Origin of the sequence: Streptomyces sp. NPDC012835, from assembly GCF_042900885.1 — a bacterium.
In the GTDB taxonomy this organism is placed as follows: Bacteria; Actinomycetota; Actinomycetes; order Streptomycetales; family Streptomycetaceae; genus Streptomyces.
Window position 1 is genome coordinate 917,273 of the sequence record NZ_JBIBBW010000002.1, and the last position, 25,018, is coordinate 942,290.

The 25,018-nt window shown below is 72.1% G+C and carries 17 protein-coding genes; 6 read left to right on the forward strand and 11 right to left on the reverse strand.

All coding sequences use genetic code 11. The features are described 5' to 3' along the window. Positions 1-35: 35 nt before the first annotated feature. From ACFY6S_RS11485 to ACFY6S_RS11495, 3 genes are read right to left on the reverse strand one after another with little or no spacing between them, the layout of a single operon-like run. The gene (locus ACFY6S_RS11485) at positions 36-827 is read right to left on the reverse strand and encodes a sugar phosphate isomerase/epimerase family protein (RefSeq protein WP_388825830.1); all 792 of its coding nucleotides are present in this window, start codon (positions 825-827) and stop codon (positions 36-38) included. A 41-nt stretch (positions 828-868) separates the two neighbouring features. Beyond that, positions 869-2,035, reverse strand: a complete 1,167-nt coding sequence (locus ACFY6S_RS11490; protein ID WP_388825491.1) for a dihydrodipicolinate synthase family protein — start codon at positions 2,033-2,035, stop codon at positions 869-871. After that, positions 2,032-3,183, reverse strand: coding sequence for a Gfo/Idh/MocA family protein (locus ACFY6S_RS11495; RefSeq protein WP_388825488.1), 1,152 nt, complete (start codon positions 3,181-3,183; stop codon positions 2,032-2,034). Before ACFY6S_RS11495 ends, ACFY6S_RS11490 begins: the two co-directional genes overlap by 4 nt. A 141-nt stretch (positions 3,184-3,324) precedes the next feature. Here ACFY6S_RS11495 and ACFY6S_RS11500 point away from each other — a divergent pair, with 141 nt between their 5' ends. The 3 genes from ACFY6S_RS11500 (at position 3,325) to ACFY6S_RS11510 (ending at position 6,619) form a co-directional block, all read left to right on the forward strand. Continuing rightward, the gene (locus tag ACFY6S_RS11500) at positions 3,325-4,407 is read left to right on the forward strand and encodes a LacI family DNA-binding transcriptional regulator (protein WP_388825485.1); all 1,083 of its coding nucleotides are present in this window, start codon (positions 3,325-3,327) and stop codon (positions 4,405-4,407) included. 332 nt (positions 4,408-4,739) lie between these two features. Next, on the forward strand, positions 4,740-5,831 hold the full coding sequence (locus ACFY6S_RS11505) for a GNAT family N-acetyltransferase (RefSeq protein WP_388825482.1): 1,092 nt from the start codon (positions 4,740-4,742) through the stop codon (positions 5,829-5,831). Next, complete coding sequence (locus ACFY6S_RS11510) at positions 5,828-6,619, forward strand: sugar phosphate isomerase/epimerase family protein (RefSeq protein ID WP_388825479.1); 792 nt, start codon at positions 5,828-5,830, stop codon at positions 6,617-6,619. Before ACFY6S_RS11505 ends, ACFY6S_RS11510 begins: the two co-directional genes overlap by 4 nt. A gap of 571 nt (positions 6,620-7,190) precedes the next feature. On the opposite strand, the gene ACFY6S_RS11515 is transcribed toward ACFY6S_RS11510, so the two are convergent. Further along, entirely contained in the window at positions 7,191-8,102 is a 912-nt protein-coding gene (locus tag ACFY6S_RS11515) for an EamA family transporter (RefSeq protein ID WP_388825476.1), read from the reverse strand. A 250-nt stretch (positions 8,103-8,352) separates the two neighbouring features. Between ACFY6S_RS11515 and ACFY6S_RS11520 the strand changes: the two genes are divergently transcribed. Next, positions 8,353-9,267, forward strand: coding sequence for a LysR family transcriptional regulator (locus ACFY6S_RS11520; RefSeq protein WP_388825473.1), 915 nt, complete (start codon positions 8,353-8,355; stop codon positions 9,265-9,267). 113 nt (positions 9,268-9,380) lie between these two features. Next, entirely contained in the window at positions 9,381-11,237 is a 1,857-nt protein-coding gene (locus ACFY6S_RS11525) for a glycoside hydrolase family 3 protein (RefSeq protein ID WP_388825470.1), read from the forward strand. Between the two features lie 143 nt (positions 11,238-11,380). Here ACFY6S_RS11525 and ACFY6S_RS11530 read toward each other — a convergent pair whose 3' ends face one another. The 7 genes from ACFY6S_RS11530 to ACFY6S_RS11560 form a co-directional block, all read right to left on the reverse strand. Further along, on the reverse strand, positions 11,381-12,823 hold the full coding sequence (locus ACFY6S_RS11530) for a S28 family serine protease (RefSeq protein ID WP_388825467.1): 1,443 nt from the start codon (positions 12,821-12,823) through the stop codon (positions 11,381-11,383). Between the two features lie 89 nt (positions 12,824-12,912). Next, complete coding sequence (locus tag ACFY6S_RS11535; protein ID WP_388825464.1) at positions 12,913-13,296, reverse strand: hypothetical protein; 384 nt, start codon at positions 13,294-13,296, stop codon at positions 12,913-12,915. A gap of 182 nt (positions 13,297-13,478) precedes the next feature. After that, positions 13,479-17,516 (reverse strand): ABC transporter ATP-binding protein, encoded by a 4,038-nt coding sequence (locus ACFY6S_RS11540; protein ID WP_388825461.1) that lies wholly within the window; start codon positions 17,514-17,516, stop codon positions 13,479-13,481. 141 nt (positions 17,517-17,657) lie between these two features. Next, positions 17,658-18,599, reverse strand: a complete 942-nt coding sequence (locus ACFY6S_RS11545; protein ID WP_388825458.1) for a serine hydrolase — start codon at positions 18,597-18,599, stop codon at positions 17,658-17,660. Positions 18,600-18,888: 289 nt separating this feature from the next. Next, positions 18,889-20,574, reverse strand: coding sequence for a thiamine pyrophosphate-binding protein (locus ACFY6S_RS11550; protein ID WP_388825455.1), 1,686 nt, complete (start codon positions 20,572-20,574; stop codon positions 18,889-18,891). Further along, positions 20,574-21,581, reverse strand: coding sequence for an agmatinase (gene speB / locus ACFY6S_RS11555; protein ID WP_388825452.1), 1,008 nt, complete (start codon positions 21,579-21,581; stop codon positions 20,574-20,576). The genes ACFY6S_RS11550 and speB overlap by 1 nt, the downstream gene beginning before the upstream one ends. Before the next feature lie 104 nt (positions 21,582-21,685). Further along, the gene (locus ACFY6S_RS11560; protein ID WP_388825449.1) at positions 21,686-23,353 is read right to left on the reverse strand and encodes a sodium:solute symporter; all 1,668 of its coding nucleotides are present in this window, start codon (positions 23,351-23,353) and stop codon (positions 21,686-21,688) included. 120 nt (positions 23,354-23,473) lie between these two features. Between ACFY6S_RS11560 and ACFY6S_RS11565 the strand changes: the two genes are divergently transcribed. Next, a complete protein-coding gene (locus tag ACFY6S_RS11565; protein ID WP_388825446.1) occupies positions 23,474-25,012 on the forward strand; it encodes a PucR family transcriptional regulator ligand-binding domain-containing protein in 1,539 nt (512 codons plus the stop codon). Positions 25,013-25,018 lie beyond the last annotated feature (6 nt).

Below are 25,018 nucleotides of genomic sequence, written 5' to 3' on the forward strand. Positions count from 1 at the left end.
TGCGGACGCCGGGTCCGGTGCGGTCGGCCGGGGCGTTACAGGGCGTGGGTGAGGTACCGCCGGGTGACCTCCGTGAGCAGTTCGACGCCGTCCCGCGCCCAGAGGTCGTCGTTGAACAGCTCCACCTCGATGAAGCCGGTGTAGCCCGCCGCTTCCACCCGTTCACGCCAGGCGCGCATGTCGATCGCGCCGTCGCCGATCTGGCCCCGGCCGTTCAGCACACCCGCCGGGAGCGGAGTGATCCAGTCGGCCAGTTGGAAGGTGAGGATCCGCTCCGCCGCGCGCGCGACGGCCGCGGGGGCCCGGTCGTCCCACCAGATGTGGTACGTGTCCACGGCCACCCCGACCTGGTCTGCGGGGAAGCGTTCCGCCAGGTCGAGCGCCTGGTCGAGGGTGGAGACGACGCAGCGGTCGGAGGCGAACATCGGGTGCAGCGGTTCGATCGCCAGTCTGACGCCCCGCTGGGCACCGTAGGGAGCCAGCTCGCCCAGCGCGTCCGCGATGCGCTCCCGGGCGGCGTGCAGGTCCTTGTCGCCTTCGGGAAGCCCCCCGGAGACCAGGACCAGGGTGTCCGTGCCGAGCGCCGCCGCCTCGTCGATGGCGGCGCGGTTGTCGTCGAGCGCCTCCTTACGGAGGGCGGGATCGGCGGCGGTCAGGAATCCGCCCCGGCACAGGGTGGTGACCGTGAGGCCCGCTTCGCGCACGAGCCGGGCAGCGGCCTCGACTCCGTACGCCCGGACGGGTTCGCGCCACAGCCCGACGCCCGGTACACCGAGGCGTACGCAGGTCTCGGTCAGCTCGGGCAGCGACAGCTGCTTGACGGTCATCTGGTTGATGCTGAAGCGCGTCAGGTCGCCGGCGGTAGCGGTCACTGGTCCACTCCGTACACGGCGAGCAGGGACGTCATCCGGGTCGCGGCCAGCGCCGGATCGGGGAACAGCCCGAGGCCGTCGGCCAGTTCGTAGGCCCGCGCCAGATGCGGCAGCGAGCGGGCCGACTGGAGGCCGCCGACCATGGTGAAGTGGTCCTGATGGCCGGCCAGCCAGGCGAGGAACACCACACCCGTCTTGTAGAAGCGCGTCGGCGTCCTGAAGAGGTGCCGGGACAGCTCGACGGTGGGGTCGAGGAGGGCGCGGAAGCCCTCCGTGTCGCCCGTGTCCAGGACCCGTACGGCCTCCGCCGCGAGAGGTCCCAGCGGGTCGAAGATGCCGAGCAGCGCGTGGCTGAAGCCCTGCTCGTCACCCGCGATCAGCTCGGGATAGTTGAAGTCGTCGCCCGTGTAGCAGCGGACGCCCTTCGGGAGCCGGCGGCGCAGCGCGATCTCGCGGTCCGCGTCGAGCAGCGAGATCTTGATGCCGTCGACCTTGTCGGGGTGTTCGGAGATGACCTGGAGGAACGTCTCGGTGGCCGCGTCGAGATCGGCGCTGCCCCAGTAACCGTCCAGCGCCGGGTCGAACATCGGACCGAGCCAGTGCAGAACCACCGGTTCCGAGGACTGCCGCAGCAGGTGGGCGTAGAGGCCGAGGTAGTCGTCCGGCGTCGTCGCGGCGACGGCGAGGGCGCGGGACGCCATCAGGATGGCCTGTGAACCGCTCTCCTCCACCAGGGACAGCTGCTCCTCGTACGCCGCGCGGACAGCGTCCAGGGAATGCGTCCCCGGGGGCAGCTGGTCGGTGCCCACACCGCAGGCGATCCGGCCGCCGACCGCCTTCGCCTCGGCGGCGGAACGGCGGATCAGCTCGGCGGCGCCCGCCCAGTCCAGGCCCATGCCGCGCTGCGCGGTGTCCATGGCCTCGGCGACCCCGAGGCCGTGCGACCACAGGTGTCTGCGGAAGGCGAGGGTGGCGTCCCAGTCGACGGCGGCGGGCTCGTCCGGGCTGATGTCGGCGTACGGGTCGGCGACGACGTGGGCGGCGGAGAAAACCGTACGGGAGGCGAGGGGCGCGGCGCCGCCCGTGCTGAACCGGGCCGGTTCGGCGCTGGGGGTGTACGCGCGCGTGCCGCCGCCCGGGGACGGCAGCCGGAGGGCGGTCACAGCGTCAGCTCCGGTACGTCGAAGCGGCGGCCCTCCGCCGAGGAGCGCAGTCCCAGCTCGGCCAGCTGGACGCCGCGCGCGCCCGCGAGAAGGTCCCACTGGTAGGGCTCGTCGAGCACGACGTGGCGCAGGAACAGCTCCCACTGGGCCTTGAAGCCGTTGTCGAACTCGGTGTTGTCCGGCACTTCCTGCCACTGGTCGCGGAAGGACTCGGTGGCGGGCAGATCGGGGTTCCAGACGGGCTTGGGCGTGGCGCTGCGGTGCTGGACGCGGCAGTTGCGCAGCCCGGCGACGGCGGACCCGTGAGTGCCGTCGACCTGGAACTCGACCAGCTCGTCACGGTTGACGCGGACGGCCCAGGAGGAGTTGATCTGGGCCACGGCGCCGCCGTCCAGTTCGAAGATGCCGTACGCCGCGTCGTCCGCCGTCGCCGCGTACGGCTTGCCCTGCTCGTCCCAGCGGCGCGGAATGTGCGTGGTGATGTGCGCCTGGACGCTCAGGACCCGCCCGAACAGTTCGTGCAGGACGTACTCCCAGTGCGGGAACATGTCGACGACGATGCCGCCGCCGTCCTCCGAGCGGTAGTTCCAGGAGGGGCGCTGCGCGTCCTGCCAGTCGCCCTCGAAGACCCAGTAGCCGAACTCTCCCCGTACGGAGAGGATCTCGCCGAAGAAGCCGCCGTCGATGAGGCGCTTGAGCTTGAGCAGTCCCGGCAGGAAGATCTTGTCCTGGACGACACCGTGCTTGATCCCGGCTGTGCGGGCCAGCCGGGCCAGCCGGAGGGCGCCTTCGAGGTCCGTCGCGGTCGGCTTCTCGGTGTAGATGTGCTTTCCGGCGTCGATCGCCTTCTCGATGGCCTCGACGCGGGCCGAGGTGACCTGCGCGTCGAAGTAGACGTCGATCGTGTCGTCCGCCAGGACGGCGTCCAGATCCGTGGACCATTCGGTCAGACCGTGGCGCTCGGCGATCTCCTTGAGGGCGTGGTCACGGCGGCCGACGAGGACGGGCTCGGGCCAGAGCACCTCGCCGCCGCCCAGATCCACTCCGCCCTGTTCCCGGATCGCGAGGACGGAACGGAGCAGATGCTGCCGGTATCCCATCCGTCCCGTGACGCCGTTCATGGCGATCCGCACTGTCCTGCGTGTCACGAAATTCCCTCCGTACAGCCGTAGCAAGCGCTTTCTATCCGCTAAGAAGCTAGCCTGCGACAGCGGCCTGGACAAGTGCCGCGCCGCGATCTCCTTGTCGATCCCACCCCTACCCCCTCGGAACCCTCTCGGAGGAAAGCGATGACAGTCACGCTGGCGGATGTGGCGGCCCGCGCCCGGGTCTCACCGGCCACCGTCTCCCGCGTGCTGAACGGCAACTATCCGGTCGCCGCCACCACTCGCGAGCGCGTCCTGCGGGCCGTGGACGAGCTGGACTACGTGCTGAACGGGCCCGCGAGCTCGCTGGCCGCCGCCACCTCGGACCTCGTGGGCGTCCTCGTCAACGACATCGCCGACCCGTTCTTCGGGATCATGGCCGGGGCGGCGCAGACCGAGATCGGCGGGCAGGAGGGGACCGGGCGGGCGGGCGGCGAGAAGCTGGCCGTCGTCTGCAATACCGGCGGATCACCCGAACGGGAACTGACGTATCTGACCTTGCTCCAGCGGCAGCGGGCGGCTGCGGTCATCCTGACCGGCGGAGCACTCGAAGACCCCCGGCACATCGCCGCGATGACGGCGAAGCTGGCGAGACTCGCGGACGCGGGGACCCGGGTGGTGCTGTGCGGGCGCCCGCCCCTGCCGGGGAGCGAGGCGATCGTGGCGGCGCTGGCCTTCGACAACCGGGGTGGCGGGCAGCGGTTGACGGAGCATCTGCTCGCGCTGGGACACCGCACGATCGGCTATGTGGCAGGCCCGGTGGAACGGACGACGACCCGCCATCGGCTGGAGGGACACCGCGCGGCGCTGCGGGCGGCGGGGCTGGACGACGGCGGGGCGGGTGCGGACGGACGGGAGCCGCTCACGGTGCACGGGCCCTACAGCCGCCGCTCCGGGTACGAGGCGACGCTGGAGCTGCTGCGCCGGGCGCCGGGTCTGACGGCCGTGGTCGCCGCCAATGACACGGTGGCGCTCGGGGCGTGCGCGGCGGTGCGTGACAGGGGGCTGCGCATCCCGGAGGACATCTCGGTGGCCGGCTTCGACGACCTGCCGTTCTCGGTGGACGCGACACCGGCGCTGACGACGGTACGGCTGCCGCTGCACGAAGCGGGGGCACGGGCGGGGCGGCTGGCGATGGGCACGGAGACCCCGCCGCCGGGCGGGATCGCGACCATCGCGGCGGAGCTGATGGCGCGGGCGTCCACGGCGCCGCCGAGGACGGGCTGAGGCCCGGCCGGCGCCGCCGGCGGCCGGGGGCGCTGCCGCCGGAGGAGCCGGGCGGGGCGGGGCGGGGAGCCGCGGTAGCGGGCGGGGCCCGGTGAGGGGCCGGGTGAGATTCGGTGGGATCAGGTGCGGCCGTGAGATCCGGCGAGGTTCGGTGGTGGCGCGGCGAGGTTCGGCGGTAGCTCGGCGGAGTTCGGTGGTGGCGCGGCTGGGGCCCGGGGATGGGGATGTGGCGAGTTGCCGCCAAGACGCGGATTGGCCCTTGTCGAGCCTCAGCGGGGCGTCGTAGCGTTGACTCAGTCAAAGAAAAACCCAGGGGAAGGCCGGGGTGGGTCATGGCCGTTCAGGAAGTCCGCGCGTTCAACCGCTTCTACACGAATCTCATCGGGGCGCTCGACTACAGCAAGCACCTCTACACACCGTTCACGCTCACCGAGTCGCGGGTGCTGTACGAGCTGGCCCACGCTCCGCGCACGGACGCCGCGGACCTGCGCGCCGAGCTGTCGCTCGACGCCGGATATCTGAGTCGGCTGCTGACCAAGTTCGAGCGCGACGGCCTGGTCGGCCGCGCGCCGTCCGAGCGGGACGCACGGCGCCAGCGGATCACCCTGACACCGCAGGGCCGCGAGGCGGCGGCGCTGCTCGACGAGCGGTCGCGGGACGCCGTCGGCTCGCTGCTCGACCGGGTGGAGCCGGCCAGGCGGCCCCAGCTCACGGACGCGATGCGGACCGTACGTGACCTCCTCGAAGGCGCTCCCGGCTCGATGTCCCGGCACGGCGAGCCGGTGCTGAGAGAGCCTGCGCCGGGCGAGCTGGGCTGGATAGTGCAGCGCCACGGCGCGGTGTACGCGGCGGAATACGGCTGGAACACCGAGTTCGAGGGCATGGTCGCCCGGATCGTCGCGGACTTCGCACAGCACCACGACCCTCGGCTGGAGCGTGCCTGGATCGCCGAGCTGGACGGCAGACCGGTGGGGTCGGTGATGTGCGTACGGGACGACGCCGCGGACGCGGACCGGGTGGGGGCGAACACCGCGGCGGACACCGCCGGTTCGGCGGCGGACGCCGGTGCTTCCGACACGGACACTGGTGCTTCCGAGGCGGACCCCTGTGCTTCGGGGGGACGGGGCGAGGCGCCCGGCACCGCGCGGCTGCGGCTGCTGCTGGTCGAGCCCGGGGCCCGGGGCCACGGCCTCGGGGAGCGGTTGATCGGGACGGTGGTGGATTTCGCCCGGCAATCGGGGTACCGGGAGGTGACGTTGTGGACCAATGACGTCCTGACCTCAGCCCGTGCCCTTTACGAGCGTGCCGGATTCACCCTCGTCTCCGAGCGCCCTCACCACTCGTACGGTGCCGAGCTGATAGGCCAGGACTGGCGGCTCCCCCTTCGGGAGCAGGCCGTACCCAAGGAAGGAACAGCACCATGAAGTTCGCCTTCTCCACTCTCGGAGTACCAGGTCTGCCCATACCCGAGGTGGTCGCGCTCGCCGCCGCGAACGGATTCCAGGGGGTGGAACTGCGGGCCCATCCGGAGGAGCCCGTGCACCGGGGGCTGGGGGAGCGCGACCGCGCGGCGGTGGTCGACGAGTTCAAGCGTGCCGATGTCGAGATCCTCGGGATCGCCGGATACCCACGGGTGGCCGACGCGGAGGTGGACGAGGATCAGCTGTACCAGGAGCTGGACGACCTGATGGTGTTGGCGCGGGATCTGGGCGCTCCCTACCTCCGGGTCTTCCCTGGCGGGGGCGACCAGCCGGCGGCCGAGGCCGACGCGACGGCCGCGCGACGGCTGGCTGCGGCGGCGGAGACAGCGGCGGATCACGGTGTACGGATTCTGCTGGAGACGCACGACTCGCACCGCACGGGCGCGGACGCGGCCCGCGTGGTGGGGTTGGTCGGACACCAGCAGGTGGGGGCGCTCTGGGATGTGATGCACACCTGGCTGGGCGGCGAGGACCCGGTCACCACGCACTCCGTACTCGCCCCCTATCTGGGCTATGTCCAGGTGAAGGACATCGCCTCGGCAGAGGACACCACGCCGCTGGCCCTGGGTGCCGGAGTGCTGCCGCTGGGCGAGTGCCTCACGCTGCTCGACGACGACAGCTGGGTCTGCTGGGAGTACGAGAAGCGCTGGTATCCGCAGGCGGAGGATCTGCCGGGGCTGCTGGCGGCGGGACGGGTCCATCTGGAGGGGCTGGCAGGCGGGCACGGCTGAGAGAGCGCTGAGAAGGAGGACGGAGAGGCTGAGAAGGAGGGTGGAGAAAGAGAGCGGAGAGAGCGCGTCGCCCTGCCGAGCCGGTGTCAGGCGGCAGGCGACGGGCGGGCGGCGGCGGGCGGCGCCGAGTGGCGGGCGACGGACGGCGGGCCCGAGGCAGGCGGGGCGACGGGCGGGCGGCGCCGGGTGGCGGGCGATGGGCGGCCGACGGTAGGCCCGAGGCGGGCGGGGCGGCAGGCGGGGCGGCTCGGGCTCACCGCGACCGGTAGGTCCGCCGAGGGGGGCAGGCGCCCGTGGTGGAGCCCCGACCTGACGATCATGAGGACGGCGACGGTGGCCCAGAGGAGGTTGAAGATGCTGGTCCACATGGCAAGTTGTGTTGTGGCGGCGCGCGGGACCGGCTGCCGGTCGGTCGCTTCGGCAGGGCCCGTGACCATATCCGCGGCAGGGGCCGAGAGCACGGCGGTACGCGTCTCCGCGGGCACGGCCACGGCCACGACCCCGTCTGCGTCCGCTCGTGCGCCGATACCCGTTCACTGGCTCGGGGTTGGTTCTCCAGCCGCCAGCAGGGCTACCTGACGTCGAGTGCCGGGACGCGGACCGATTCGTCGCCTGTGGCGGGACGCCGACCACCGCGTGAGAGTGAGGTCAGCGCCACTCCCCCGACCAGCAGCGCCGCCGCGCACCAGCGCGCCGGGCTGATGGACTCGCCCAGCAGCAGGGCCGCCGAGGACATCCCGAAGACCGGCACGAGGAGCGAGAAGGGCGCCACGGACGAGGCGGGGTAGCGGCGCAGCAGAAAGCCCCAGACCCCGAAGCCGAAGACGGTCGTGCCCCAGGCGACGTAGACGATGACGCCTATCCCGGTGGCGTCCAGCGCGCGCAGTGCGGCCAGATCGGCGGCCGGGCCCTCGAAGATCAGCGAGAGGGCGAGCAGTGGCAGTACGGGGACGGTCGACACCCACACCATGAAGTTCAGGGCGTCCGGCGGGGACGCCTTGCGGGTGAGCACGTTGGAGATACCCCAGCATGCCGCTGCGGCGATGACCAGGACGAAGGCGAGCAGTGGGCCGGAGGCGCCTTCGTCCACCGCCGCGACGCCGATACCGGCGAGCGCGACACCCATGCCCAGCAGCCGTACCCGCCCCGGCCGCTCGCCGAGGGCGAGCACGGCGAACAGCGCGGTGAAGACCGCCTGGATCTGGAGGACGAGTGAGGACAGACCGGCCGGCATGCCCCGGTCCATACCGACGAACAGCAGCCCGAACTTCGCCACGCCGAGCGCGAGGCCGACCCCCACCACCCACTTCCAGGCAACCTTCGGCCGCCCCACGAAGAAGACAGCGGGCAGCGCGGCCACCAGGAAGCGCAGCGCGGAGAAGAGGAGCGGCGGAAAGTGCCCGAGGCCGACCTCGATGACCACGAAATTCACGCCCCACAGGGCGGCGACCAGAACGGCGAGAGCGATATGTGTCGTGCGCATAAGGAGAGCGTCACCGAGCCCAACCGTGTAGCACCAGCGCGAGTTTCTTCATGATTGAATTCAGCACTGCTTACGAGTGGGGGGATCAGCGCTCGCTCCGCACGAGGCCGCGTCCGCACCGCCACGATCACCGCCATGACCGTCATCACGACCACGACCACGACCGCGACCCCGACCCCGACCGCGACCGCGACCACAACGACGACCATGACCGCGACCGCGACCACAACCACGACACCAGGGGGCGTCCGTGCTCGATCTGGCCCGGCTGCGCGCGCTGCACGCGGTTTCCGTCCACGGTTCCGTCGCGGCGGCCGCCGCCTTTCTCGGCTACACCCCCTCGGCCGTCTCCCAACAGATCACCAAGTTGGAACGGGAGACGCGCACCACCCTGCTGGAGCGGCGCGGCCGGGGCGTGGCACTCACCGAGGAGGCGCACCATCTCGCCGCCACCGCCGAGGAGTTGCTCGCCATCGTGGAGCGCGCCGAGACCACGCTGGAGGAGCGCAGAGGGCAGCCGACCGGGCAGCTCACCGTCGGAGCCTTCGCCTCCTCGGCCCGGGGGCTGCTCCCGGGCGTGCTGGCCGAGCTGGCCGCACTCCACCCCGCCCTCGATGTACGGCTGCGGGAGGTCGACCCGCATCTCTCCATCGATCTGGTGGCGCGTGGCGCGATCGACCTGGCGGTCGCCCACGACTGGGACATCGCGCCGCTGCCCGCACCCGAGGGCGTGGAGCAGGCGGTCATCGGTGACGATCTGTGCGATGTGCTGGTCCCGGCCACGCACCCGCTGGCGGCCCGGTCCTCGATCAGCAGACAGGACCTGGGCGGACAGCGCTGGATCTGCCAACCGCCGGGAACGGTCTGCCACGACTGGCTGGTGCGTACCCTGCGCGCCGCCGGCTGCGAGCCGGACCTCGCCCATCAGGCCGAGGAGAGCCACACCCAACTGGCGTTGATCGCGGCGGGACTCGGGATCGCCGTGATCCCGCGCCTGGGCCGCGGCCCGCTGCCCGAGGGGGTGCGTGCCGTCGCTCTCGATCCGGTGCCGACGCGGCGGCTGTACGCGCTGTGGCGCACCGGCGCGGCCAGGCGCCCGGCCGTCACCGCGGCCGTGGAGACGCTGCGTCAGCACTGGCCGGCGGTCGCGGGCGCGTCGGCGTAGACGGTCCCGCCCGGCGGCGGCGCGTCCCTTGACTGGTAATTACTTTCCGTATATCCGTAAATCTTGGAAGTTATCTTCACTTCCCTCGCGCCCCATGGCCGGAAGGAGCACCAGTGCACGACCGGACCATCCCCAGACGCACCATCCGCCGACGCGCCGTTCCCCGACGCACCCTCCTCACCGCGACCGCCGTCGCGGCGGCCGCGGTCTGCGCCGCGCCGCTGCCCGCACAGGCCGGGCCCCGTCCCAAGCCTCCCCCCGGGCGCTCCGACCGGCTCCGACGGCTCGTCGCCCGTATGAGCCTGGAGGAGAAGGTGGGCCAGCTCTTCGTGGTGCGGGTGTACGGCCACTCCGCCACCGACCCCGACCGGGCGGACGCCGACACCAACCTCACCGAGACCGGTGTGCGCACGGCCGCCGAGCTGGTCTCCACGTACCACGTCGGCGGGATCATCTACTTCGCCTGGGCGCACAACACCCGCGACCCGCACCAGATCGCCGCGCTCTCCCGGGGCATTCAGCGTGCGGCCCTCGCCCAGCGCACCCCTGTGCCCCTGCTGATCTCCACCGACCAGGAGCACGGCGCCGTCGCCCGGATCGGGAAGCCGGCCACCCTGCTGCCGGGCGCGATGGCGCTGGGCGCGTCGCGCTCGCCCGACGACGCGCGCCGGGCCGCGCGGATCGCGGGCGCGGAGCTGGCCGCCATGGGCGTCAACCAGAACTACGCGCCCGACGCGGACGTCAACGTCAACCCGGCCAACCCGGTCATCGGCACAAGGTCCTTCGGGGCCGATCCGCGGGCCGTGGCCGGCCTGGTCTCCGCGCAGATCAAGGGGTACCAGGGCGCGGGCATCGCCACCGCGGCCAAGCACTTCCCGGGCCACGGCGACACGACCGACGACAGCCATTACGCGCTGCCGACCATCCACCACACCCGCGAGCAGTGGGCCGCGCTGGACGCCCCGCCGTTCCGGGCCGCGATCGCCGCCGGGGTCACCTCGATCATGACGGCGCACATCGTCGTCCCGGCGCTCGACCCGACCGAGACCCCGGCGACGCTCTCGCACCCCATCGTCACCGGTGTCCTGCGCGAACAGCTCGGCTACGACGGCGTGGTGATCACCGACGCGCTCGACATGAGAGGCGTACGGGAGAAGTACGGTGACGACCGGGTGCCCGTCCTCGCCCTCAAGGCGGGCGTCGATCAGCTGCTCAACCCGCCGGACTTCCGGCTCGCCCGGAACGCCGTGCTGGCCGCCGTCAGGAGCGGCGAGCTGAGCGAGCGGCGGATCGAGGAGTCCGTGCTGCGGATTCTCACGCTCAAGGATCGGCTGGGCCTGTTCCGCGACCCGTACCCCCCGGGCGGCGGCGTGGACCGTACGGTCGGTACCCCCGCGCATCTGGCCGCAGCCGACCGGATCGCGGAGGCGACCACCACCCTGCTGGTCAACGAGCGCGGGCTGCTGCCCCTGAGCCGGCGCCGGGAACGGGATCTGCTGGTCGTCGGCGCCGACGCGGCCTCCCCCTCCGGCACCACCGGTCCGCCGGTCACCGTACTGGCCGACGCCCTGACCGAGTTGGGCTTCGCCGTCACCGCGCTGTCCACCGGTACGGCGCCGGGCCCGGAGCGGATCGACGCGGCGGTGGCGGGTGCCCGGGGCAAGGACGCGGTGATCGTGGCCACGTACAACGTCTCGGCGACCGGTTCGCAGCGCACGCTGGTGAGCGCGCTGGCCGCGACCGGCGTGCCGGTCGTGACGCTCGCCGTCCGCAATCCGTACGACATCGCGCTGCTGTCCGGGGTCCGGGCGTCCCTCGCCGCCTACTCCTGGACGGATGTGGAGGTTCGGGCGGCGGCCCGGGTCATCGCGGGCCGCGGCCGGCCACGGGGCCGGCTGCCGGTCCCGGTGCAGCGCGCGGACGATCCGGCCCGGGTGCTGTTCCCGATCGGGCACGGGCTGACGTACTGAGACCCGGCCCCGAGCCGCCGTGCTGAAGCGGTGAGCGCGCTGAACGGTGCCGAACGTGCCCACCGCACCGGCCAGGACATGGCGGTGCCCGCCGTCCGCCGGCTCAGGTCGAGCGGCGGACGACGGGCACCCTCACCCACCGGTCACGGCCGCAGCGTGTGCCGCCGGTCCAGCTTCTGCTTGTCCAGATCGGCGTCGAACTTCGCCAGCGGCTCCGCCTTCGCCTCGTCCTTCAGCACAGCGGCGGGAGCGACCCCCGCCCACTCCAGGATGCGGGCCGTCGCCTTCGCCTGCTGCTCGGGGACCAGACCCGCGACATTGGCACCGTGGTTGGCGCCCGGCGCGACATACACATAGCTGTCGCGCGCGCCACGGCCCAGCCGGAAGGGCTCGGCGCCCCACGGGTCGTTCTGGCCGTACACGAACAGCATCTGGTTCGCCCGGTGGCGGACCCAGTTGTCGATGTCCGGCATCACCCACGGGTCGAACTTCATCGGGATCTCGCGCGGTACGTAGTTGCGCGGCGACAGGTAGCCGTACCGGCTCAGCTTGCCCAGGTGCGGCAGCTTGATCGTGGGAGAGCCGAGCTGCGTACCGGCCTGGTAGTAGTACGGGGTGTAGGTGGCCAGGCTCTCGTCCGTCGGCGCGGAGAAGCCGGAGACCGCGTCCACGACGTCGTAGATCTCCTGGTCGGAGGCGGTGGCGGCGACCGGGATGGTGTCGCAGTCGGAGGCCAGGCCGTACTGCCAGAACGCCCAGACGAAGTCCAGCACCACGGCCTCGTACGCCTTGTCGAGCGTGCCGATGGTGCGGAAGGTGGCGCCCTCCGCCTCCGCCCACTCCTGGTACTTCTTCTCCAGCGGCACGCGCCGGACCAGCGCCTCGCGCTGCACGGCGTTGAGCCTGTCGCGGCACTCCTTGGTGCCGACCTGCTCGAAGAAGCGGTCGTACGCCGAGTCCTCGTTGTTCACCACGTCGTTGGGCGCGACGTACGCCACCACGCCGTCCATGTCACGTGGGTAGAAACGCTCGTAGTAGGTGGCCGTCATGCCGCCCTTGGAGCCGCCTGTGGCGAGCCAGTTCTTCGGGTAGATCTTCTTCAACGCCGTGAAGATCCGGTGCTGGTCGCTGGCCGCCTGCCAGATGTCCAGCTTGGACCAGTCGGCGGGCTGGGGACGGGACGGAGTGAAGAAGCGGTACTCCATCGACACCTGGTTGCCGTCGACGATCCTGGTCGGTTCACTGCGGCTGGGGTTGGTGGAGACGTTGTAGCCGCTGGTGAAGAAGACCGTGGGGCGGCTGGTGTCCTTGTGCAGCAGCGTGATGCGCTGCTGGAAGGTGCCCTTGGAGGGGCGCCGGTGATCGACCGGCTGCGTGTAGTTGAGAACGAAGTAGCGGTAGCCGTCGTACGGCTTCTCCTGAATCAGGCTCATCCCCGGGATCGCGAGGATTCGGTCCTTGATATCGACGGTGTCGGTGGCGGTCCGCCGGTCCGCACTCCGATCGGCGGCGGTGGCCGCACCTGCGGTGGCCACCGTGCCTATGATCAGCACGAGCGACAGCACCCATCTCAGCGCCTTGCGCATTCACGCTCCCTGTGTTCATGACAGACGCCGTGAACCTAACCGGGCGACCGTGGGGTCCGCCAGCCCCCAGGGCCGTTGGAGCGCGTATCTCAGCAGAGTATCCAGCCGGTCGAGGCGGACTTCCCCGACACCGAACCGGTCGCCCGCACACACCGGTTCAGGGCGTGCACCGTGACCGGACCGGCCTGCCGCGTGTACTGGCCTCGGTCCGTCACCGGGCTGCCGCCACGCGGCTGGAGGCTGATCGACATGGCGCGCTTCTTGCCCGGTTTCTTGGCGACGGCGATCGCGCAGGCGTAGTCACGGCTCTTGTAGACCCGCACCTCACCGGTGGCGAACGGCACGGTCCGCAGCGGTCGCCCCGAACAGGCGGAGGCCGCACTCGCCGCCGGAGCCCCGGGGTCCGCCACCAGGGCACCCGCGGCGATCAGGATCGCGAGACCGTACGCCGGCACGCCCCTGCCCGCGGCCACCACCCCAGCCAACCCGAACAAAGGTCCCCCTATTGGTGTTCTTTGTGTACATGCGTACGACGCGTGGGACCCGAGGATGGTTGCGGTGTCTCCACGCCCGCCCCGCCCCGCCCGCCACGTGTCCGGCGTCCGCACGCCGCCGCCTCACAGCACCGCGGCCGCCTCACAGCACAGCCGCCGCCTCACAGCACCACGGCAGCCTCTTCTTCCTCACCCTCACCGATGAAGCTGCGCCAGAGCGCCGCATAACGGCCGTTCAGCGCGAGCAGGTCCTCGTGCGCGCCGTCCTCGACGACCCGCCCGTGGTCCATCACGACCACCCGGTCCGCGCGCGCGGCGGTCGTCAGCCGGTGCGCGACGACCAGGGTGGTGCGGCGACCGGCCAGCCGTTCGGTGGCCTGGTTGACCAGCGCCTCGGTGGCCAGGTCGAGCGCCGCAGTCGCCTCGTCCAGCAGCAGTATGTCCGGATCGACCAGCTCGGCGCGGGCGAGGGCGATCAACTGGCGTTGTCCCGCCGAGAGGTTGCGGCCGCGTTCGGCGACCTCGTGCAGATAGCCGCCGTCGAGCGTGGCGATCATGTCGTGCGCGCCGACCGCCCGCGCCGCCGCCTCCACCCGGGCGTCGCTCGCCTCGGGCCGTCCGTACGCTATGGCGTCGCGGACCGTACCGGCGAAGAGGTACGGCTCCTGCGGTACGACACCGAGCCGGTGCCGGTACGCCGTGAGGTCCAGCTCGCGCAGGTCCGTACCGTCCGCCCGCACCCGGCCCCCGGTCGGGTCGTAGTACCGCGCGACCAGTTTGACGAGGGTGGACTTGCCGGCGCCGGTCTCGCCCACGAAGGCGACGGTCTGCCCGGCCTCGATCCGCAGGTCTATCCCGGCGAGCGCCACCTGCTGCGAGCGCTCGGGCTTCTCCGACCGCTCGGTCTTCGCCGACCGCTCGGGTTTCTCCGACCGCTCGGCACCCGTCGGCTTCTCGGCACTCTTCGGCTTCTCCGGCCTCCGCGACCGGTCCGGACGCTCGCCCTGTCCCGCGGCCGCGCCCTCTCGGCCCCCGTCGCCCCCGTCGCTGCCCGCGCCCTCGTCGCTTCCGTACGCGAAGTGCACGTCCTCGAAGACGATCTCGCCGCGCAGCGAGCGCACGTCCAGCGGCTCCTTCGCCGCACGGGTCGAGGTCGGCTCGCGCAGCAGCTCCTGGACGCGGCCGAGCGAGACGGTCGCCTGCTGGTAGCCGTCGAAGACCTGGGAGAGCTGCTGCACGGGCGCGAAGAACAGGTCGATGTAGAGGAGGTAAGCGACCAGCGCGCCGGTTGTCAGCGTGCCGGCCTCCACCCGTCCCGCGCCGACGATCAGCACGGCTGCGGCGGCCACCGACGACAGCAGCTGGACGAAGGGGAAGTACACCGAGATCAGCCACTGCCCGCGCACCCGGGCCGTGCGGTAGTGGTTGCTGCGTGCCACGAACCGCTCGTAGCCGTCCCGCTCACGGCGGAACGCCTGGACGATCCGCAGCCCGGAGACGGACTCCTGGAGATCGGCGTTGACCGCGCCGACGCGCTCACGGGCCAGCTCGTACGCCTGGACGCTCTTGCGGCGGAAGAAGACCGTGCCGACGATCAGCACGGGCAGGGTCGCGAAGACGACCAGGGCCAGTTGTACGTCGATGACGACCAGCACGACCAGGATGCCCGCGAAGGTCACGACGGAGACGAAAGCGGTGACGAGACCGGTCTGGAGGAAGGTCGACAGCGCGTCGATGTCGGTCGTCATCCGCGTCATGATGCGGCCGGTCAGCTCGCGCTCGTAGTAGTCGAGTCCGAGCCGCTGGAGCTGCGCGAATATCTTGAGCCGCAGCGCGTAGAGGACGCGCTCACCGGTACGGCCGGTCTTGCGCGTCTCACCGATCTGCGCGGCCCACTGGACGAGCACGACGAGCAGCCCCAGCGCCGAAGCGGCCCACACCGCGCCGAGCGCGAGACGCTCCACACCCTCGTCGATCCCGTGCCGGATGAGGACCGGCAGCAGCAGGCCCATGCCCGCGTCGACGGCGACGAGCGACAGGCTGAGCAGCAGCGGCGGCCCGAACCCGCGCAGCAGCCTGCGCAGGCCGTACGACTCCTCGGCGGCGACCGCGCGGCGCTCGTCGACATCGGGGGTATCGGTGGCCGGTGGCAGCGCCTCGACCAGGGCGAGCATGTCGGGGGCGGCACCGGAGGCGGCGGCACCGGAAGCGGCGGACCCGGAGGCGGCGGACCCGGAAGCAGCGGACCCGGAAGCAGCGGCCCCGGAAGCAGCGGCCCCGGAAGCGGCGCCGCGCACGGCGGAGTCGTCGCGACATCGCTCGCCGCGTACCCACAGGGCCGGGGTCACCCCGCGCTCCGCGTCGAACTCGGCGTCGATCTCCTGCTGGAGCGCGCGGGCCTGCGCCACCGACTCGTCCGAGTCGTCGGCCAGTGACCCGGCGGCGACCGGGGGGTGGCCGGGCGAGACGCCGCGCAGCTCGTCCGGTTCGGTCAGCAGCCGCCGGTAGAGGGCGGACCGCTCCTGGAGCTCGTCGTGCGTCCCGATGTCGGCGAGCCGCCCGTCGTCCAGTACGGCGATACGGTCGGCCAGGCCCAGGGTGGAGCGGCGATGGGCGATGAGCAGGGTCGTCCGCCCGGCCATCACCGCGCGCAGCGCGCCGTGGATCTCGTGCTCCACCCGGGAGTCGACGGCCGAGGTCGCGTCGTCCAGCACGAGCAGCCGGGGGTCGGTGAGGATCGCCCGCGCCAGGGCGATGCGCTGGCGCTGCCCGCCGGAGAGGGTGAGGCCGTGCTCACCGACCGGCGTGTCGTAGCCCTCGGGCAGGTCGGTGATGAAGTCGTGCGCCCGGGCCGCGCGGGTGGCGCCGAGGATCTCCTCCTCGGTCGCGTCGGGCTTTCCGTAGGCGATGTTGGCGCGGATGGTGTCGGAGAAGAGGAAGCTGTCCTCGGGTACGAGCCCGATGGCGGAGCGCAGCGAGTGGAGGGTCAGCTCCCGCACGTCATGGCCGCCGACGAGGACCGCGCCGCGCGCGACGTCGTAGAAGCGGGGCAACAGGAGGGAGACGGTCGATTTGCCGCTGCCCGAGGCGCCGACGACGGCGACGGTCTCACCGGGGCTCATCCGCAGCGAGAAGCCGTCGAGCACGGGCCGGCCGTCCTCGTACGCGAACGACACGTCGTCGAACTCGACCGACGCCTCGGCGTCCGCCGGCAGCTCCTTCGTACCGTCCTGGAGGGTGGGCTCGGTGTCGATCAGCTCCAGCACCCGTTCCACGCCGGCGCGCGCCTGCTGGCCGACGGTCAGGACCATGGCGAGCATCCGGACCGGGCCGACGAGCTGCGCCAGATAGGTGGAGAAGGCGACGAAGGTACCGAGCGTGATCTGGCCCCGGGTCGCCAGCCAGCCGCCGAGCGCCAGCATCGCGACCTGCCCGAGCGCCGGTACGGCCTGGAGGGCGGGGGTGTAGCGGGAGTTGAGCCTGATGGTGCGCAGCCGGGCGGCGAAGAGTTCCCGGCCGGTCGCACGGAGTTTGCCGGTCTCCTGCTCCTCCTGGCCGAAGCCCTTGACGACGCGGACTCCGGAGACGGCTCCGTCCACGACCCCGGCGACGGTGGCGGCCTGCGCCTGCGCGTACCAGGTGGCGGGGTGCAGCTTGGCGCGGCTGCGGCGGGCTATGAACCAGACGGCGGGGGCGACGGCCAGGGCGATCAGGGTCAGCGGCGGTGAGAGCCACGCCATGATCCCCAGGGAGATCAGGAACAGCAGGACGTTGCCGATGGTCATCGGCAACATAAAAAGCAGGCTCTGGATGAGCTGGAGATCGCTGGTGGCGCGGCCGATGACCTGGCCGGTGGACAGCGTGTCCTGGCGGCGGCCGTCGAGGCGGCCGATCGTCTCGTACATCTCCGTGCGGAGGTCGTGCTGTACGTCGAGGGCGAGCCGGCCGCCGTAGTAGCGGCGGACGTAGGTCGCCGCGTAGACGGCGAGCGCGGCGACGACCAGCAGGCCGGTCCAGACGAGGAGGGAGCGGCTGCCGTCCCCGATCACGTCGTCGATGACGACCTTGGTGATCAGCGGTACGAGGGCCATCACCGCCATGCCCACGAGCGAGGAGCCGAGGGCGAGCACCGCATTGCGCCGGTATCGCCACGCGTATCCGGTCAGCCGCCGTGCCCAGCCCTGTTCGCCCGCCGCCACTGGTGCCTCCTGATCGTCCGGACCGATCGCCCTGATCTGCCGGAGGCACCAACGCGGGTCGCGGCGGATTTCATCCCTCCGCAACAAATGCCGTCCTGCGGTCCTGGGACCGCAGGACCCGAGGGCCGGGCGCCGGGGGGCTTACCGAGCGGGCCGCTCCGGGGTGGCCGGCATGGACTCGTACGTGGCCGACGGCGCGACGGGGACCGTGGCGGTGGTCTTGGCGGCGGTCGGGTTGAGGTCCTTGTGGATCGCCTTGGCGACGGCCTGGATGGTGTTGACGCCGTCGTTCATCGTCTTGTTGTCATGGGTGAGCACGGAGAGCGTGTAGTCGTGGCCCTTGCCGGTGAACGCGCCGATGCTGTGCACGCGCCAGCCGTGGGTGGAGCGCTGGAGCCAGCCGTTCTTGAGGTGGACCTTGGCGCTCGTGGGGGCGCCGGCCGGGACGCCCCAGCGCTGGGCGGCGACGACCTTGTTCATCCGGTCCAGCATGTACGCGCGCGACGCGTCGGTCAGGACGGCGTTCTTGGCGGTCACCAGGTCGAGCAGCCGCTTCTCGTCGTCGGCGGTGATCTGGGTCAGCCCCCAGTAGCCGTCGGCACCGGGGACGGTCCGGGTCATCTTCGCGGCCTTGAGGAAGCCCTTGACCTTGGTGAGACCCAGCTGCTTCCAGAGCGCCGTGGTCGAGTCGTTGTCCGACTTGGTGATCATCGCCGTGACCAGCCTCTTCTCACGTGCCGTGAGAGCGCGCTTCGTCTTCTGCGCGTCCCAGAGCAGCGTCCCGAGGACGGTGACCTTGACCACACTCGCCGAGTCGTAGCGCTGGGTGGCGCGCAGCGTGCAGCGCGTGCCGGTCGTGCGGTCGTGGAGGGAGAGCGCGGTGGTGCTCTTCCGGCCCTTGAGCGCGGCGGTGACGTCCTTGGACAGCTTGGCGGCCAGTCCCGCCTTGTCCGAGGTGCAGACCACGGCCGGGGCCGCCGCCGAGGCCGGTGCCGCCGCCGCGAACAGCGGTACGAGGACGGCGCCGGTGAGGGCAGCCGAGAGGACGCCCCGGGCACGCCGGGGTATTCGGTGGTGAGTCATGAAGAAGTCCCGCCCCTGCTACGTCTGCCGCTACGGGCACGGCTGTGCGCTCCTGGCGGCGCACTCGCCAGACATGATGCATGGGGAGGGGTGAAAGGTTGTATGGCGCCGGACACAGAGCCGGACAGGTAAAAAAACCCGGCACCCGCACGCCGCCCGGCACCGCTCGGGCCGGCGCCGGGCAGGGGCGGCCCCGGTCAGGTGTATCGGAGCAGACGTGTCGGCCGTTTCGGAGCAGACGTATCCGCCGTGCCGGAGCAGACGTGTCGGCCGTTTCGGAGCAGACGTGTCAGCCGTGCCGGAGCAGATGTGTCGGAGCGAACATCTTGAGCAGGGCCGGCAGCACCACGACCGAGGGTCCTGGCTCCGCCAGCGCCCTGGCGAGGTCCTCGCGCAGGCCCTCCGGTGTCGTACGGACCGCCGGGACGCCGAAGGACTCGGCGAGGGCCACGAAGTCCGGACGGGCCAGCTCGGTGGCCTCGGCGGCGGAGGACTCGCCGAAGGCGTCGGTCATGTACTCGCGCAGGATGCCGTAACCGCCGTCGTCCACGATCAGCCAGGTGACCGGCAGGGCGTACTGACGGGCGGTGGCCAGCTCCGCGATCGAGTACATCGCCCCGCCGTCGCCCGAGACGGCGAGTACGGGCCTGGTCCGGTCGGCGGCGGCGGCGCCGAGCGCCGCCGGGAAGGCGTAGCCGAGGCCACCGGCGCCCTGGCCGGAGTGCATCGGACCCGGCCAGGCCGACCAGGCCCAGTAGGCGAGGATCGTCATGTCCCAGAAGCTGGGGGACGCGGCGGGCAGCGCCTCGCGGACCGAGGCGAGCACCCGCTGCTCCAGCGCGAGGTCCTGGGCCGCGATCCGCTCCCGTACCTTCGCCAGCACCGTACGGACGGCCGCCGCGGCGGCCGGGTCGTGCCGCTCCTCGACCGCCTCCAGCAGCGCGGACAGCGCGTTCCTGGCGTCGGCGTGGATACCGAGCGCGGGATGGTTGGACTCCAGCTTGCCGAGGTCCGCCTCGATCTGGATCACCCGGCCGCGCGGGCGGAAGGTGTGGTAGTTCGAGGAGAGTTCACCCAGACCGGAGCCGACCACCAGCAGGACGTCGGCGTCCTCCAGGAAGTCGGTGGTGTGCCGGTCCTCCAGCCAGGACCGGAGCGACAGCGGGTGGTCCCAGGGGAAGGCGCCCTTGCCACCGAAGGTGGTGACGACCGGCGCGTCCAGCTTCTCGGCGAGCGCGCGGAGCTTGCCGGCCGCGTCGGACCGTACGACCCCGCCGCCCGCGATGATCACCGGACGCCCGGCGTGCGACAGGGCGTGCGCGGCGACGGCGGTCAGCTCGGGCCGGGGCCGCAGGTCACGCGGGGTGGCGTCCATCGCGGTGACGGGCGGCAGCGAGGTCTCGGCGAGCAGCACGTCCTGCGGGATCTCCACCCAGACCGGGCCGTGCGGGGCGGTGAGCGCGGACTCCCAGGCGGCGGCGATCGCGGACGGGATCTGCGAGGCGGTACGGACCGGGTGGACGGACTTGACGATGTCGCGGAAGGACGCCTGCTGGTCGCGGAGTTCGTGCAGGTAGCCGTGGCGTCCGCCGCCGAGCCCGGCCGACGGCACCTGGCTGGAGACGGCGAGGACGGGGGCCGAGGCCGCCGCCGACTCCTGGAGCGCGGCGAGCGCGGTGAGCGCGCCGGGGCCGGTGGAGAGCAGCAGCGGGGCGACCTCGCCGGTGACCCGGCCGTACGCGTCGGCGGCGAAGCCCGCGTTGTTCTCGACGCGCAGACCGACGTAGTCGAGGGACGAGCGGCGCAGCGCGTCGAACATGCCGAGCGCGTGCTGTCCCGGCAGCCCGAAGACGGTGGTGGCGCCGAGGCCGTAGAGCGTCTCGACGACGAGGTCCCCGCCGGTCCGGCCGGGCGGAGGGTTGAGGGCGGCCGCGGTCTGTTCGGGGGTGAAGGGCGGAGTCTCGTGGTCGTGCATTACGCCCCTGTCCTTCCGGCGCCGCCCTCGCGGCCGGCCGCGATCTGACGGGACATGATCGTCGTCAGCTCGTACGCCGTGTGGGAGGCGGCGACCGAGGTGATCTCCGCGTGGTCGTAGGCGGGCGCGACCTCCACGAGGTCGGCCGAGACGAGGTGGCAGGAGGCCAGCCCCCGAAGGATCTCCAGCAGCTCGCGCGAGGTCAGCCCGCCGGCCTCGGGGGTGCCGGTGCCGGGCGCGTGCGCCGGGTCCAGCACGTCGATGTCGATGGAGATGTACAGCGGACGGTCCCCGATGCGCTGCCGCAGCTGGTCGGCCACCTCGTCCACTCCCCGGCGCATGACGTCCGCCGAGGTGACGATGCCGAAGCCCATCTTCGCGTCGTCGTCCAGGTCCCGCTTCCCGTAGAGCGGGCCGCGTGTGCCCACGTGGGACAGGGCCTCCGTGTCGAGGATGCCCTCCTCGACGGCTCGGCGGAACGGGGTGCCATGGGTGTACTCGGCGCCGAAGTAGGTGTCCCAGGTGTCCAGATGGGCGTCGAAGTGGAGCAGCGCGACCGGTCCGTGCCGTTTCGCGACCGAACGCAGCAGCGGAAGCGCGATGGTGTGGTCGCCGCCGAGGGTCATCAGCCGGGCGCCGGTCCCGAGCAGCTCGTCGGCCGCCGCCTCGATGGTGTCGACGGCCTCGTCGATGTGGAACGGGTTCGCCGCTATGTCGCCCGCGTCCGCGACCTGCGCGAGCGCGAAGGGCGAGGCGTCCTGAGCCGGGTTGTACGGGCGCAGCAGCCGCGACGCCTCACGGATCGCGTTCCCGCCGAAGCGGGCGCCGGGGCGGTAGGAGACCCCGGAGTCGAAGGGGACGCCGACGACGGCGACATCGGCGCGGCCCACCTCGTCGAGCCGGGGCAGCCGGGCGAACGTGGCGGGCCCCGCGTACCTGGGGACACGGGAGGAGTCGACGGGGCCGCGCGGGCGGCTGTCCGTGGTGTCGTGTCCGTTGCTGCTCATCGTCGGGCCTCTCCGGGTATCGCCTGTGCGGCTCCGCACCGCGCTGTGGTCCTGCACTGTTTTGTGGATGTCCACGCCGTTCCGCATGGATTGGGGTCGCTCTGTCAAGAATGGACCAGCCCACTGACAACGGGCGGGCCACCCTCCCCCTTGCCGCCCTTCCCTTCGTCGCCCTCCCCCTTGTCGCCCGCGTCCTCGTCGCCCGCGTCCTCGTCGTGCCCCTCCCCGGCCAGCCGACGGCGCCACTCGGCGAGCACGGCCTCGTCCGTGGGCTTCGTCGCCAGGCTCACGATCAGATAGGCGGCCAGGGAGGACAGCAGCCCGTAGTAGATGGGCTGGTTGGCGAGAATCCCGTAACCGGCCATCAGCGCGACGACCGTCACCCCGCCGACGACCACCGCGCAGAGCGCGCCGTACACCGTGCCGCGCCTCCAGAGCAGCCCGCCGAGGATCGGTACGAGCAGCCCGCCGACCAGGAGGTTGTACGCGACGGTCAGCGCCTCGACGACGTTGTTCAGCGCGATGGCGATGACGACGACCCCGATGCCCATGACGAGGATGAAGACGCGGTTGCCCCGAACCTCGTCACGGGCGTCGTCACGGGCGTCGTCCTCTCCTGTCGCGCCTTCGCCCGCTGTCCCCGTCCCGCCTCCGCCCGCTGTCCCCGTCCCGCCTCCGCCCGCTGTCCCCGTCGCGCCTCCGCCCGCTGTCCCCGTCGCGCCTCCGCCTCCCCTCTTCCGCCCCGCTCCCCGCAGCCGCGACCAGATGTCGTTGTTGGCGACGGTCGCGCAGGCGATCAGCGCGCCGGACGAGGTCGACATCACCGCCGCCAGGGCGGCGGCCAGCACCAGCCCCCGGACGCCCATGGGCAGTTCGTCCTTGACGATGGTCGCGAACGCGTCGTCCTGGCTGGCCAGATTCGGGTAGAGCACCTTCGCGGCCGTCCCGATCACCGCTCCGGCCAGCGCGTACACCAGACAGTACGTACCGGCGACGGTGCCGCCCCAGCGCGCGACCTTGTCCCCGCGCGCGGTGAACACCCGCTGCCAGATGTCCTGTCCGATCAGCATCCCGAAGGTGTAGATGAGCACATAGGTAAAGATGGTCTCGCCGCCGATGCCGAACGGCGCGAAGTACTCCGTCGGGAGCTTGGCCCGCATCTCACCAAAGCCGCCCGCCTTGACCACCGCGATAGGCAGCAGGAGCAGCAGTACGCCGATGGTCTTGACGACGAACTGGACCATGTCCGTGAGCGTGATCGACCACATGCCGCCGAGCGTCGAGTAGGCGACGACGATCGCGCCGCCCAGGACGATCGCGACGGTCCGGTTCAGGTCGAACAGCACGTCGAAGATCGTGGCGTACGCGATGGTCGAGGTCACCGCGAGCATCAGCGTGTACGCCCACATGACCACGCCCGAGATGACGCCTGCCCGGCCGCCGTAGCGCAGGTCGAGCATCTCGGAGACGGTGTACACCTTCAGCCGGGCGATCCGCGCGGAGAAGAAGACCGAGAGGGCGAGCAGTCCGAGGCCGATGGTGAAGACCATCCAGGCGCCGGAGAGGCCGTACTTGTAGCCGAGCCCCACCCCGCCGATGGTGGAGGCGCCGCCCAGGACGATCGCCGCCATGGTGCCGGAGTACATTCCGGGCCCGAGGCGGCGGCCCGCGACGAGGAACTCGCTCTTGGACTTGGCCCGGCGCATGCCCCACCAGCCCATGGCCAGCATGCCCGCCAGGTAGACGACGATCACCGCGTAATCGACAGCCATGGGCTTCCTCCGTCTCCGCTCGCCCCCACTGATGTGTGGGACATGACGGTAGGTGGCCGGAAAGCGGCGCTGAAGTGTACGTTTCCTCCAAACTTCCCGCCGTCGATGGATGGAATATCCATGCCGGAGCCTCTCGCCTCCCCGCCCACCCCGCCGGTCCCGCTGGCCGCCCTCCTCGCCGACCGCGAGCTGGGACTGCGCCGGATCGCCGGTCCGGACGACGCCGGATCGCGGGCCGTGCACTGGGTGCACACCTCGGAGATGACCGACCCGTATCCGTATCTGCTCGGCGGCGAGCTGCTGCTCACGGCCGGTGTGCAGCTCACCGACGGCTACGCGGACGCGTACACGGCGCGGGTGGTCGAGGCGGGCGCCGCCGCGCTGGGCTTCGGGGTGACGCCGGTGTACGACACGGTGCCGGCGGCGCTGATCGAGGCGTGCGACCGGCACGGCCTGCCGCTGCTGGAGGTGCCGCCCCGCACGCGGTTCACGGCGGTCGCGCGCGGGGTGTGGCGGCTGATGGCGGAGGCGCGCCACCGTGAGCTGCGCCGGGTGACGGACGCCCAGCAGGGCCTGGCGTCGGCCGCCGCCCGCCCCGATCCCGTACCGGCTGTTCTGCGGCAGCTGGCGGTACGGCTGAACGGCAGGGCGGTCTTGTTCGCCCCGGACGGCGCGGAGCTGCACGCGACGGGCCGCGTCCCGTCGCCCGGCGCCCGCACGGCGCTCGCCCGGCTGGCCCGGGTGGTGCGCACGAGCCCCGGCCGCGCCGCCCACACCGGCTCGCCGCCGGCCGCCGGGCCCGTCCCGGAGGTGGGGCTCGCCTCCGGGACGGGCCCCACCTCCGCGAGCGGCCCCACTTCCGCGACCGACACCGCCGACCGCGCGCACCTGACCGCCTACGCGCTCGGGGGCGGCCAGGGGCTGGTCCTCGGGGTGGCCGCCGAGGCCCGGCAGGCCGGCGACCACACCATCACCGGCGTCGCCGTCGTCCTGCTGTCCCTGCTCACCGCACCCCACCAGAGCGCGGCGGAGGCCGGCCGCTCGGCGGCGCTCGTACGGCTGCTGCTGGGCGACTCGCCCGCCGAGGCCGCGCCCCTGCTCGGCCCCGGCCCCTGGACGGTCGTCCACGCGCGCGGCGGTGACACCCCCTTCGCGGCGGGGGCGCTGGCGGCGTCGCTGGGGAGCGCGCTGGTCGACAACGACGGCGATACGGTCCGGATTCTCACCGACCGCGAGGTCACCGCCAGGACGGGCTGGACCCTCGGCGTCAGCGATCCGGTCGACGCGGCCGACCCGGCCGGCCTCGCCACCGCCGACACCCGCGCGCGGCGTGCGCTCGGCCGCGCCGAGGCGACCCGTACCCCGCTCGTACGCCATCAAGAGGCGGGCTTCGCGGGCCTGTTCGCCCCCGACGAGGCCGCCGCGCACGCCCGCGCGCGCCTGGCCCCGCTCACCGGCCCCGGCGGCTCCCCCGCGCTGGTCGAGACCCTGCGGACGTGGCTCTCCCTGCACGGCGGCTGGGACCGTACGGCCGTGGCCCTGTCCGTCCACCGCAACACGGTCCGCCAGCGCGTCGCCCGCTGCGCCGCCCTGCTGGACGCGGATCTGGACGACGCGGACGTACGGATGGAGCTGTGGTTCGCGCTGCGGCAGTCGTGACGGTCG